This window comes from Vibrio ulleungensis, assembly GCF_016900875.1.
In the GTDB taxonomy this organism is placed as follows: Bacteria; Pseudomonadota; Gammaproteobacteria; order Enterobacterales; family Vibrionaceae; genus Vibrio; species Vibrio ulleungensis.
Genome location: NZ_JAFEUM010000009.1, coordinates 94,015 through 106,518 on the forward strand (window position 1 = coordinate 94,015; position 12,504 = coordinate 106,518).

12 protein-coding genes are annotated in these 12,504 nt (G+C 45.8%); 6 read left to right on the forward strand and 6 right to left on the reverse strand.

Features of this window, described 5'->3' with window-relative positions:
- Positions 1–78: 78 nt before the first annotated feature.
- The 3 genes from gpsA to JQC93_RS17965 form a co-directional block, all read right to left on the reverse strand.
- Positions 79–1,104: an NAD(P)H-dependent glycerol-3-phosphate dehydrogenase gene (gpsA, locus tag JQC93_RS17955; protein WP_268980186.1), complete on the reverse strand. Its 1,026-nt coding sequence runs from the start codon at positions 1,102–1,104 to the stop codon at positions 79–81.
- A gap of 95 nt (positions 1,105–1,199) precedes the next feature.
- On the reverse strand, positions 1,200–1,667 hold the full coding sequence (secB, locus tag JQC93_RS17960; protein ID WP_084885471.1) for a protein-export chaperone SecB: 468 nt from the start codon (positions 1,665–1,667) through the stop codon (positions 1,200–1,202).
- 58 nt (positions 1,668–1,725) lie between these two features.
- Complete coding sequence (locus JQC93_RS17965; protein ID WP_205159738.1) at positions 1,726–2,166, reverse strand: rhodanese-like domain-containing protein; 441 nt, start codon at positions 2,164–2,166, stop codon at positions 1,726–1,728.
- 320 nt (positions 2,167–2,486) lie between these two features.
- Here JQC93_RS17965 and gpmM point away from each other — a divergent pair, with 320 nt between their 5' ends.
- Positions 2,487–4,025, forward strand: a complete 1,539-nt coding sequence (gpmM, locus tag JQC93_RS17970; protein ID WP_205159739.1) for a 2,3-bisphosphoglycerate-independent phosphoglycerate mutase — start codon at positions 2,487–2,489, stop codon at positions 4,023–4,025.
- A gap of 60 nt (positions 4,026–4,085) precedes the next feature.
- Complete coding sequence (locus tag JQC93_RS17975; RefSeq protein ID WP_205159740.1) at positions 4,086–5,225, forward strand: murein hydrolase activator EnvC family protein; 1,140 nt, start codon at positions 4,086–4,088, stop codon at positions 5,223–5,225.
- Positions 5,226–5,331: 106 nt separating this feature from the next.
- Here the strand turns inward: JQC93_RS17975 and groL are convergent, their stop codons facing one another.
- Both groL and JQC93_RS17985 read right to left on the reverse strand, forming a co-directional pair.
- Positions 5,332–6,981, reverse strand: coding sequence for a chaperonin GroEL (groL, locus tag JQC93_RS17980; protein WP_205159741.1), 1,650 nt, complete (start codon positions 6,979–6,981; stop codon positions 5,332–5,334).
- A 43-nt stretch (positions 6,982–7,024) separates the two neighbouring features.
- On the reverse strand, positions 7,025–7,315 hold the full coding sequence (locus tag JQC93_RS17985) for a co-chaperone GroES (protein ID WP_205159742.1): 291 nt from the start codon (positions 7,313–7,315) through the stop codon (positions 7,025–7,027).
- 245 nt (positions 7,316–7,560) lie between these two features.
- Here JQC93_RS17985 and JQC93_RS17990 point away from each other — a divergent pair, with 245 nt between their 5' ends.
- Complete coding sequence (locus JQC93_RS17990) at positions 7,561–8,904, forward strand: MATE family efflux transporter (protein ID WP_205159773.1); 1,344 nt, start codon at positions 7,561–7,563, stop codon at positions 8,902–8,904.
- An 80-nt stretch (positions 8,905–8,984) separates the two neighbouring features.
- Positions 8,985–9,860, forward strand: coding sequence for an EamA family transporter (locus JQC93_RS17995; protein WP_205159743.1), 876 nt, complete (start codon positions 8,985–8,987; stop codon positions 9,858–9,860).
- Between the two features lie 80 nt (positions 9,861–9,940).
- Here JQC93_RS17995 and JQC93_RS18000 read toward each other — a convergent pair whose 3' ends face one another.
- On the reverse strand, positions 9,941–10,948 hold the full coding sequence (locus JQC93_RS18000) for a porin (protein WP_205159744.1): 1,008 nt from the start codon (positions 10,946–10,948) through the stop codon (positions 9,941–9,943).
- Positions 10,949–11,466: 518 nt separating this feature from the next.
- On the opposite strand from JQC93_RS18000, the gene gmk reads away from it, so the two are divergent.
- The gene (gmk, locus tag JQC93_RS18005) at positions 11,467–12,090 is read left to right on the forward strand and encodes a guanylate kinase (protein ID WP_205159745.1); all 624 of its coding nucleotides are present in this window, start codon (positions 11,467–11,469) and stop codon (positions 12,088–12,090) included.
- Positions 12,091–12,224: 134 nt separating this feature from the next.
- A complete protein-coding gene (gene rpoZ / locus JQC93_RS18010; RefSeq protein ID WP_084885489.1) occupies positions 12,225–12,497 on the forward strand; it encodes a DNA-directed RNA polymerase subunit omega in 273 nt (90 codons plus the stop codon).
- The last annotated feature ends 7 nt before the right edge of the window (positions 12,498–12,504 follow it).

Sequence of the window (12,504 nt, forward strand, 5' to 3'; positions counted from 1 at the left end):
GCTTTGAATCTGAGCAGTTACTCGCTTGTTTTTCATCAACTTGAGTCACGAATCGCCTCCCTTACCATCAGATTTGACTTAGCGTTCTGCTTTTTTGTCGCGCGCTAATAGATCTTGCGCTGCTTGACGCGCGTCTTTGTCACCATACAACACTTGATAGATTTGCTCGACGATTGGCATCTCTACTCCCATGCGACTGGCCAAAAGCCACACTTCTTTTGTGTTTCGGTAACCTTCTACTACTTGCCCAATTTCAGTTTGCGCCGTATCCACGTCTTTGCCCTGCCCTAGTGCCAGACCAAATCGTCGATTTCGAGACTGATTGTCAGTACAAGTTAAGACTAGATCGCCCAGTCCCGCCATTCCCATGAACGTTTCAGGTTTTGCTCCTAGTGCCGTACCAAGTCGAGTCATTTCAGCAAGACCGCGGGTAATTAATGCGGTTCGTGCATTGGCACCAAAGCCAATGCCATCAGACATTCCCGCACCAATTGCAATAACGTTTTTTACTGCGCCCCCTAGCTGCATACCGATGAAGTCATCGTTCGCATACACTCTAAAGGTCTTTCCACAGTGAATTTTATTCTGTAATTCTAAGGCATAGTCACTGTCCGATGACGCAACAGAGATAGCCGTTGGCATACCAGCCGCGAGTTCTTTTGCAAAGGTTGGCCCTGATAAAACCGCAAGTGGATAGTTCTGCCCAATAACATCATGAGCAACGTCACGCAGTAACCGGCCTGTTTCAGGCTCGAGGCCTTTCGTCGCCCAACAGATACGGTGTGAAGGTGTAAGGTGGGGTTTTAGGCTGTTAAGCACAATACCAAACACGTGGCTTGGGACGACCACCAACAGGTCATCACAAGACGCGACTGCTGTAGACAGATCAGACTCAATAATAAGCGACTCTGGAAAGGTAATTCCGGGCAAAAACTCTTCGTTCATGCGCGCATCTTGCAATGTCTGCATGTGCTCCGCTTCGTGACCCCACAGCACCACATTGGCGCCATTTCGAGCCAACGAAATTGCCAGCGATGTGCCGTATGAACCCGCACCAATTACCGTCATCGATACATTATTATGAACAGAGACTTTCTCAACCATTGCCATTCCTGCCTTTTGGAGAGTAGAAAAACAAAATGCACATTACCTCATATTGAGATGATGTGCATTCTTCATCAATCAGTTAAGTGGTGCGATTAAGCGTCCGCTTGACCTTCTTTTTGTTTAGCTTGGCTTTGAAGGTAGTTCATGAACAACGCATCAAAGTTAACAGGTGCTAGGTTCAGTTGTGGGAATGTACCTTTAACCACAAGGCTAGAAATGGTTTCACGCGCATATGGGAATAGGATGTTAGGGCAGAATGCACCTAGGCAATGAGCCAATTGGCCTGCTTCCATACCTTCAGCAGAGAAGATACCACCTTGTTGCACTTCACATAGGAAAGCAGTGTCGTTATCGTTCTTTACAGTCACTGTAAGACGTAGAATGACTTCGTATACATTTTCACCTAGTTCACGGCTTTTAGTATCAAGGTCTAGGTTTACATCTGGTTGCCACTCTTTTTGGAAGATCTCTGGAGAGTTAGGCGTTTCAAATGAAACATCTTTAAGGAAGATACGTTGAATTGTGAAGTTTTGGTTGTCTTGAGTTGCTGCTTCAGCCATGACAAGGGTCCTTTAATAATTAAATTTGTTCGCGTTTATTGAATGCTATGTATGTGTACTATTTTTTCTTCTTACCACGAATCAGTGGCAAGTTAGCTTCGCTCCAAGAGGCGATGCCATTTTTCAGTACGTGAACATTCTCAAACCCAGCACCCGCCATGTGGTTGGCAATGTCTACTGCAGTTTGACCTGTTTTACATACAACAATCATTGGGTTTGATTTTTGGCTTTCAAGCTTACCAAAGTTATTTGCTTTGATGTCTGATGGCAAAATGTGAACTGCGTCAGTAATGTGGCCCGATTTAAACTCGTCTGCCGAGCGAATATCGACCACTATCCCTTGTTCGCGGTTAATTAGCTGAGTCACTTCAGCGGTATCCACTTCTTTGTATTGTGCGGTTCTGGTTTTCACAATATTTGCAATAAGCGCGATAAACACACCTACCCAGATCAACGACATGATTAAGTTCTGTTGAACGAAAGGGATAATGTCTTGCATTTTGCGTACTCTTATTCAGTTACTACGATAGGAAAGGGGCAAGTATAGCGGTTTCTCGTAAAGCGGTGCAATCGACGTTTCTTGAATAACGCTCGGTTTGTGAGACCAATGTCGACTTATTCAGCATATATTGCACATCAGGTCGACTGTAACTATTCTTTTGTTCACTGCTTAACGAAATTGATCGATTTGACTAATTCTTTCAACATAATAGGCATTGCCTATTCAATTTATTGATCTTAGCTCACTACATTGGTTACTTTTTGTAGTAAAATTACGATAATTTACTTTACTAGTGATTTGATTTGAGGTTTTAAACTATGTCTAACAAGAAGCCAATGGCGCTCGTGATCCTAGATGGTTACGGTCATCGCGAAGATTCGCAAAACAACGCCATCGCTAACGCTAACACTCCTGTATTGGACGGTCTATTTGCAAACCAACCAAATACGCTAATCTCTGCGTCTGGTATGGATGTAGGTCTTCCTGACGGCCAAATGGGTAACTCTGAAGTTGGCCACACCAATATTGGCGCGGGCCGCGTGGTATACCAAGACCTGACTCGAATCACTAAGTCAATTGCCGACAATGAGTTTGCAACGACACCAGCGCTTGTTGAAGCAATGGATACCGCAATTAAAGCGGGTAAAGCTGTACACATTATGGGGCTGATGTCTCCAGGTGGCGTTCACTCTCACGAAGATCACATCTACGCAGCAATCGAAATGGCTGCAGAACGCGGTGCCGAAAATATCTACCTACACTGCTTCCTAGATGGACGTGATACTCCGCCTCGCAGCGCAGAAAACTCACTAAAACGTTTCGATGAGCTGTTCGCTAAATTAGGTAAAGGTCGCACCGCATCGCTTGTAGGTCGTTACTACGCAATGGACCGTGACAATAACTGGGATCGCGTTGAAGTTGCTTACGATTTGCTGACTCAAGGCAAAGGCGAATTCACTTACGATTCTGCTGTTGCTGGCTTAGAAGCCGCTTACGCACGTGACGAAAATGACGAGTTCGTAAAAGCAACCGTACTAAAAACAGATGATCAAGCTGATGCTGCTATCGTTGACGGCGACGCTGTTATCTTCATGAACTACCGTGCTGACCGTGCTCGTCAGATCACTCGCACTTTCGTTCCATCATTCGATGGTTTTGAGCGTAAAGTATTCCCAGCATGTAACTTTGTGATGCTAACGCAATACGCTGCAGACATCCCTCTAGCTATCGCTTTCCCACCAGCATCGCTAGAAAACACTTACGGTGAGTGGTTGTCTAAACAAGGTAAAACTCAGCTACGTATTTCTGAAACCGAAAAGTACGCGCACGTTACGTTCTTCTTCAACGGTGGTAAAGAAGACGAGTTTGCTGGTGAAGAGCGTCAACTTGTTGCTTCTCCAAAAGTAGCGACCTACGATCTTCAGCCAGAGATGAGCTCTGAAGAACTGACTGAAAAAATGGTTGCGGCTATCAAGTCTGGCAAATACGACACCATTATCTGTAACTACCCGAACCCAGACATGGTAGGTCATACTGGCGTTTACGAAGCTGCTCGCCAAGCAATTGAAGCTGTTGATGCTTGTGTTGGTAAAGTCGTTGAAGCCATTAAAGAAGTGGATGGTCAATTGCTTATCACTGCTGACCACGGTAACGCAGAAATGATGGTTGACCCAGAAACAGGTGGTATCCATACCGCGCACACCAACCTACCAGTACCGCTAGTTTACGTCGGTAACCGCGACCTGGAATTTGTTGAAGGTGGCAAACTGTCTGACTTAGCGCCAACCATGCTGAGCCTAACAGATATGGAAATCCCAGCCGAGATGTCTGGTCAGGTTATTGTAAATCTGAAATAATGCTAAATAAGAGATAACAAAGGGGCGCTCGAGGCGCTCCTTTTTTTGGCGGTTGTTTAGATGGATCTGTTAAAAACAGCATCAAATTGGATAAAAAGCGCCAGTGTGATTTGCACTGGCGCTTTGCTATGCCTGTCTGCGAGTAACGTGGCGGCCTCACAAGAAGAGCTTAAGGGTGTAAAAAGCCAGATCAGCCAGCAGCAGCAGAGCTTGTCAGCTAAGCAAAAAGAACTGAATTCACTGCAAGCTTCGCTTAAAAAAGAGGAGTTATCCATCTCCTCATTGACGAGCTCGATTCAAGCCACAGAAAAGAAACTTACCCAAGCGAACAACAACCTAAATGAGTTTGAACAGCAAAAAGCCACTTTGGAGCAAACAAAGCAGCAGCAAACCGACACATTAGAAAAGCTATTGAGTACGTTTTATGCGACCCAGCAGCACGGTAAAAGTGCCACGCAAATGTGGAACGGCGATCAATCTCCCGAAGCACAGCGACTCAGCTATTATTATCAGCACTTGGCAAAAGCCCGCGCGAAAGCCATCTCAGAGCTTGAACAAACCGAAGCCAGTTTAGAGGCAAAGAACAAACAGCTGATCAATGAGCAGCAGCAAATACAGACGCTATTGGCCAAACAGACTAGCGAGCGCGACAAATTACGCGGCTCACAACAAGCTAGAAAGTCGACGGTCAGTAAAATCAGCAAAACCATCTCAGGCAGTAAAACACAACTGGCCGAGCTGCAACGTAATGAAACGCGCCTAAAAGCTGAAATTGCAAAAGCGGCGAAACGTAATGCAGTCCCAATGGACGGACTAGCCCGCTACAAAGGAAAGCTGCCTTGGCCTGTGAAAGGAAACGTCTTACAACGCTATGGAAGTAATCTTGAAGGACAGGTCAACCTAAAAGGCATTGTCATTGACGGTAAATACGAACAACCGGTAAAAGCTGTCTACTCAGGGACTGTAGTGTTTGCAGAGTATTTGCGAGGTTATGGCCTAGTCGTTCTGCTTGACCATGGCAAAGGGGATATGACGCTCTATGGTTATAACCAAGTGCTCACCAAAAAAGAAGGCGATAAGGTTACTGCCGGCGAAACCATCGCTTTGGTGGGTGATACCGGTGGTCAAACGCGTCCTTCGCTCTACTTCGAGGTAAGACGCAACAGCAAAACGCAAAACCCGACACAGTGGTTGCAATAGCGCTTAGGCCTAACACCTCGCTTAGATTGGGATAGATTGCGTTCTTACACAACGCATACAAAAAAGCCGAAGCAAATGCTTCGGCTTTTCATCAAGGGTCGAATGATTACATCATTCCAGGCATGCCACCCATGCCGCCGCCCATTCCGCCCATGTCAGGCATCGCTGGTGCGTCGCCTTGCGGAAGGTCAGTGATCATCGCTTCAGTTGTGATCATAAGACCTGCAACTGATGCTGCAAACTGTAGTGCACTGCGCGTTACTTTCGTTGGATCAAGAATACCCATCTCAAGCATGTCTCCGTAGCCACCCGTTGCAGCATTGTAGCCGTAGCTTCCGTCGCCCGCTTTAACATTGTTAGCAACAACAGACTCTTCGTCACCAGAGTTGTATGCGATTTGACGAAGCGGAGCTTCCATCGCACGAAGTGCAAGGCGAATACCTACGTTTTGCTCTTCGTTGTCACCTTGAAGGTCAACAATCTTAGATGCAGCGCGGATAAGTGCCACACCACCACCAGCAACTACACCTTCTTCAACAGCGGCGCGTGTTGCGTGAAGTGCATCTTCTACGCGATCTTTCTTCTCTTTCATTTCAACTTCAGTCGCTGCGCCTACTTTGATAACGGCAACACCACCAGCAAGTTTTGCAACGCGCTCTTGAAGTTTTTCTTTGTCGTAGTCAGAAGTCGCTTCTTCGATTTGACCACGGATTTGAGCAACGCGACCTTGGATCATCGCTTCTTCACCAGTGCCATCGATGATGGTGGTGTTTTCTTTAGTGATGCTCACACGCTTCGCTTGGCCAAGATCTTCAAGAGTCACTTTCTCAAGCTCTAGACCCACTTCTTCAGAAATTACTGTGCCGCCAGTCAATACCGCAATGTCTTGAAGCATAGCTTTACGACGATCGCCAAAGCCAGGCGCCTTAACAGCCGCTACTTTAACGATGCCACGCATGTTGTTCACAACCAATGTCGCTAGCGCTTCACCTTCAACGTCTTCTGCAATGATTAGCAGTGGACGTGATGCTTTAGCAACCGCTTCTAGCGTTGGCAGCAACTCACGGATGTTTGATACTTTCTTGTCGATAAGAAGGATAAATGGGTTTTCTAGGTCAACAGAGCCCGCTTCTTGGTTGTTGATGAAGTAAGGCGACAGGTAACCGCGATCAAACTGCATACCTTCTACTACATCAAGCTCGTCTTGCAGTGCTTGACCTTCTTCTACAGTGATAACACCGTCACGGCCTACTTTTTCCATCGCTTCAGCGATGATGTTACCAACCGTCGCATCAGAGTTCGCTGAAATAGTACCAACTTGGGCAATAGCTTTAGTATCGGCACACGGCTCAGAAAGACCTTTTAGTTCTTCAACGGCCGCGATAACGGCTTTGTCGATGCCGCGCTTAAGATCCATTGGATTCATACCCGCAGCAACCGCTTTTAGGCCTTCGGTGATAATAGACTGTGCAAGTACTGTCGCAGTGGTGGTTCCGTCACCAGCAGCATCGTTAGCTTGTGATGCTACTTCTTTTACCATTTGCGCGCCCATGTTCTGGAACTTGTCTTCCAGCTCGATTTCGCGCGCCACTGATACACCATCTTTAGTGATAGTCGGTGCACCAAATGACTTATCTAGGACAACATTACGGCCTTTAGGACCCAGCGTTACTTTTACCGCGTCAGCCAATACATTTACGCCCTCAAGCATTTTGATGCGAGCGTCGTTACCAAATTTCACGTCTTTAGCAGCCATGATTAATTCCTTTAAATTCTTATTAAACCGTGGATGGGCGAGATTATTCTACGATTGCGAGAATGTCGCCTTCAGATAGGATCAGCACATCTTTGCCGTCAATTTTTTCTGTTTTGGTGCCGTAGCCTTCTGAGAAGATTACGGTGTCGCCAACTTTTACATCCAGTGGCTGAACAGTTCCGTTCTCTAGAATACGGCCTTTGCCGGTTGCTAGCACAACACCGCGAGTCGATTTTTCCGCGGCAGAACCGGTAAGTACAATGCCGCCAGCAGACTTAGATTCTACTTCTTGGCGTTCAACGATTACTCGGTCGTGTAAAGGACGAATGTTCATTGGTCAATTCTCCTGATTGCTCTTCGTTTTTAAGGGTGATCCACACAGCCTGTGCGATCATAGTATGTAGACTATGTGGGGTCGCTTTCAGTGAACCCAAGGGCGCAACCATTAAAATTTTGTGACTGAATTCAAATGCTAGTCAGTATTGGAGCCTGTTTGTGCCAGCATGTCCGTGGTTTTCTCTGTGCATCATTGCCGCAACCTTGTATTCTGTTTGGCTAAAGGTAACTCGGCTAGGTGTGATGCGCGACAACCAAAGTTTACTCACGGCTCCCATTGGGCAGGTGCTAACCAATAAAACGATACCGATGATGTTTGGTATCGTTGCCATCCTATTGATGAACTTAGTCGACGCCTATTTCATCTCACTGCTCGGTACTGAAGCACTGGCGGCCATCAGCTACACCTTTCCAGTCACGTTTGGGATCAACAGCATTACCATGGGCGTGGGGCTTGGTTTATCCACCTACGTGGGTCGCAATTTGGGCAAAGGTGATCATGCCGTAGCGGCTCGTTATTCCAGCCACGGGATTTTACTTGCCGTTGGGTTGGTGATCATTGCATCCTATTTTGGCTTTACCTACCACGACAATTTATTTATCGCTCTGGGCGCGGAGTTTGCTCTTATTCCCCTCATTCGGGAATATATGCTGGTGTTTTTTGCCACCATTCCACTGCTGGTGATCCCGATGACGGGTAATGCCGCAATACGAGCCACTGGGGACACGAAAACACCTGCACAGATCATGATGGTTGCCGCTTTGGTCAATGCCATATTTGATCCTTTACTGATCTTTGGGGTTGGTTCTTTCGAAGGGTACGGAATTATGGGCGCCGCCATAGCCAGTGCCATCAGTTGGTTGATTGCCGTAATTTGGTCTCTGACTATATTAGTACGCCGTGAGAAATTGCTTGCACTCCCCAACCCGCTGTATGTAGTGCAAGATGGCTTTAATATTTTAAAGTTAGGTACACCCGCAGCACTGTCTAACGCACTTGCCCCACTTTCCACGGCTATATTGATGAAAGTCATCTCAAACCACGGTATTGCCGCCATTGCTGCCTATGGTGCTGCACAACGCATCGAGTCAGTTCTGCTGCTTGCCACCATGGCGTTGAACTCAGTGCTTAATCCATTTATGGCTCAAAATTTTGGGGCTGGAAATGATAAACGCAGCTTTGATGGTTTGTTTATGGCAATGCGATTCTCAGTATTGTTTCAGCTGTTTGTGTTTATTGTAATGGTGCCGCTCAGTAGCAGCTTTACTACCCTATTCACCAGTGACGTGGCGGTTGCGGATTATCTTTGGCTATACCTAGTCTTAGTTCCTGTTAGTTATGGTTTTCAAGGGATCATGATGATGGTGGTCAGCACCTTTAATTCTTTGCATCAACCTCTTAACGCTCTAAAGTGGAGTCTATTGCGCTTATTCGTATTTACTCTGCCACTGGCACTGCTGTTTTCCTTTATTTGGGGTGTTGACGGGCTATTTGTAGGGCTAACCATGGGCAACATTGCCGGTGGAGTATTAGCCTATAAAGAAGCGATTCGAATCAGAGAAACTATCTTGTCCTCTGAGAGTTAATCAACGCTCAATGATGCAAGGCTTGCTTTCTAACGACGATGAATCAATAGTAAGGCCTTGTTAAATAATTAGGCTCGACCATGGAATGGATTGGCTTCACCCTTCTCGCCGCCTTTATGCAATCTTGGCGCAATGCCCTACAAAGTAAATTGAGCGCTCATGTTAGCGTCGCCGGTGTCACTTTAGCCCGATTTCTTTGGGCAAGCCCAATTGCCCTACTCTATCTAATGATTCTATATTGGATAGAGCCTGCTCCTTTACCCAGCGTCACCCTTAAAGGTGCCAGTTTTATCGTCGGCGCGTCGATCATGCAAATTGTCGCAACGGCCTTAATGGTTAAGCTGTTCCAACAAAAAAACTACGCTATAGGTGCAGGTCTTGCTAAAAGCGAAGCCTTAGTTGCCGCCATACTGGGGTTACTCTTTTTTGGCACCGCACTAACAGCCATGGGCTGGATTGGGGTATTGATTGGCGGAGTCGCAGTATTTATCTTGAGTGCAGGGAAAGGCATTCAGTCCCTATCTTATAAAACACTGTTAATTGGCTTAGCTTGCGGTGGGTCATTTGCCATCACTTCACTGTGGATTAGAGAAGCATCATTAAACCTGAGTCTGCCTTTTCCGCACCGTGCCGCTTGGGTTCTGTTTGTGGTGATTTCATTACAGACTCTGATGCTGCTGATTTACATATTGAAACGTGAACCCAATACCATGCAGGATTTGCGATCGCATTCTCGCTACACCGTTGCGACCAGTTTTACCAGTTGTATTGGCTCATTAGGCTGGTTTAGTGCGATGTCGCTGCAAGCTGTGCCGTACGTGAAAACTTTAGGTCAGATTGAAGTGCTGTTCACTTTGCTAATATCCACCTTTTGGTTGGGGCAAAAAGTGGCTAGGAAAGACATCATTGGGCTAATCTTAATTGCCATAGCGGCAATGCTAGTTATGCTTCAATAAACGCCAAATACAAAACGAGCGGCCCAAGCCGCTCGTGCTGCATCATCCATGATTCACTTAGAAAAAAGGTCAGCAGGTTCTTACAACGAAACGTTCGCGCGTAGGAATAGCTTGTCGTCTTGCTCAGACGCCACTTTGTAATCTGTTACAAGTTCAATGTGCTCGTTTAGACGGTATGATGCACCAAGAGTGAACCAGTCATCTGAATCCATGTTCATTACTGCTGCGTATGCATCATTGTAATCTTCGTTGTTGTAAGTCGCTGCTAGAGAAAGGTTTGTCGTTGCTTGATAAGCAACACCAAGTGCATAACCAGCCACTTCTTCAGTCTCTGCACCAGTCTCCGCTTCACCGTACGCGTATTTAGCCGCTACGTTAAATTTGTCCAGTACCACAACCGCACCAAGAGTATAAACTGACTCACCGTGGTCTACGCCTGCAACTGAGTGCTCGCCTTTACCGATGTCAACAAACGTACCACCAATCACAACAGGTCCTACTGTGTACGAACCGCCTAGCGCCCATGCATCAGTCGTGTGCTCGTATGCCGCACCGATATCGAAGTTGTTACCAAAGTAGTGATGGTTAAGCTGCTCTTCTGTACAAGCGACCTCATCAGCTTCAGCGCCTAGACCGTGCTCTTTAGAGATATCAGCAAAGCCAAGGTAGACATCGGCGATACCACACTGTTTACCCCAAGTAGTTTTACCTGCAACAGTTTCGATACCAAACTGGAAGCGATCAACATAGTTTTGAGCGTCTAGAGTGTCGACGCCCCCCCAAGCATAACGCGCTTCACCACCGATCAAAAATGAAAGGTTTTCAGAGTATGCATATGTAAAATCAGCACCCACTTTGAACATATCCCAGTGGTCAATGCTTCCATCTTGATCGCCAAGTAGAACATTCATACCCAGTTCAGCACCACCGTAAGCAACACCGCTTAACTTGTCGTTGTCGATGAAGTCATAAAGATTATTTGGCGCGTCAGCAGTAGACGAAAGATTTGAGATGTCAGTTGCAGCTGTTTCTGCAAATGCGACGCCAGATGCTAGTACCGCTGCGATAGCTAGAGCTAATTTTTTCATTATGGTTATCCTACTGTTGGATTCGTATAAATTATTTTTCTATCTGAAGTGCCGCGATTACCCAATTGAGGTATTTAGGTTCTCAAAGTGCCCCTCAGCGCTGCGGACACATTAAGAAACACCTTGTTACAACCCAACAAAAAAAATAAAAGAAATAAATAAAACAATATAAAACCAAGCATCCACAATGTAAGAGACTGAATTTAAATGCATTTAAATGTAAATATCTTCTAAAAGACTGTTGCCGCACCTTCTAAAAAACCAGAGTTATAAAAAGTTCCCAAAAACACTGTTCTAAAATGGAAGTGAGCAGCGTCAAATTTTTTCTGACACTGTCATGACAATGGAGTGTAATAGCCAAAGGAAACGCTCAGTTTGTGCTCTAACTTGAGTAATTCAATATGTGATAACATTGGCGTGCGTGGTATGCTGCGCAACTTTTCAAAACTGCTTGTGTCATTTGGCTCGCCATATTGACGTTGCAGTTTCAAACAACAGTTAGTTAAGTGGAACATTTCATGAGCAAAGGTACTCTCTATATCGTATCGGCCCCCAGCGGCGCCGGAAAATCCAGTCTAATCTCGGCTCTATTAGAGACCAATCCAACTTATGATATGAAAGTGTCTGTCTCACATACCACCCGCGCAGCTCGCCCAGGTGAAGTTGATGGTCAGCATTATCACTTTATAGAGAAAGACAACTTCAAAGCCTTAATAAAAGAAAACAGCTTTCTTGAGTACGCAGAAGTGTTTGGTAACTTTTACGGCACCTCACGCATATGGATTGAAGAAAACCTTGAACGTGGCATCGACGTATTTTTAGATATTGATTGGCAAGGTGCGCGACAGATTCGTGAACAAATGCCGGCAGCAAAAAGCATTTTTATTCTTCCTCCATCCAACGGAGAGCTTGAGCGTAGACTTAATGTTCGTGGGCAAGATAGTGATGACGTGATTGCCAAGCGCATGAGTGAAGCAAAATCAGAGATGTCTCATTACCACGAATATGATTATGTGATTGTTAACGATGACTTTGATTCTGCTTTGGTCGATCTTAAAGCTGTGATCCGTGCTGAACGTCTGAAACAAGACAAACAAGCAGCGAAATACAGCGGAATGCTTACGGCACTGCTGTCAGAATAAGCGATAAACAATCTTAAAAATTACAATCACAACACCAAAGCGCGTTAGATTCATTAGCAAATGACTAGCAGAATTACTGTGAAGTGAGTATAATTTCCCGTCAACCTGTAAATTAATCAAATTTTGGAGTTCTCATGGCACGCGTAACCGTTCAAGACGCTGTAGAAAAAGTTGGTAACCGTTTCGATCTTGTTTTGATCTCTGCTCGTCGCGCACGTCAGATGCAAACTGGTGGAAAAGATTCATTGGTGCCTGAAGAGAATGATAAGCCAACGGTTATCGCACTACGCGAAATCGAAGAAGGTCTTATCACAAAAGACATTTTAGACGCACGTGAGCGCCAAGAGCAGCAAGAGCAAGAAGCCGCAGAACTGGCCGCTGTAAGCAGCATTACTCACGGGCACTAATCCGACC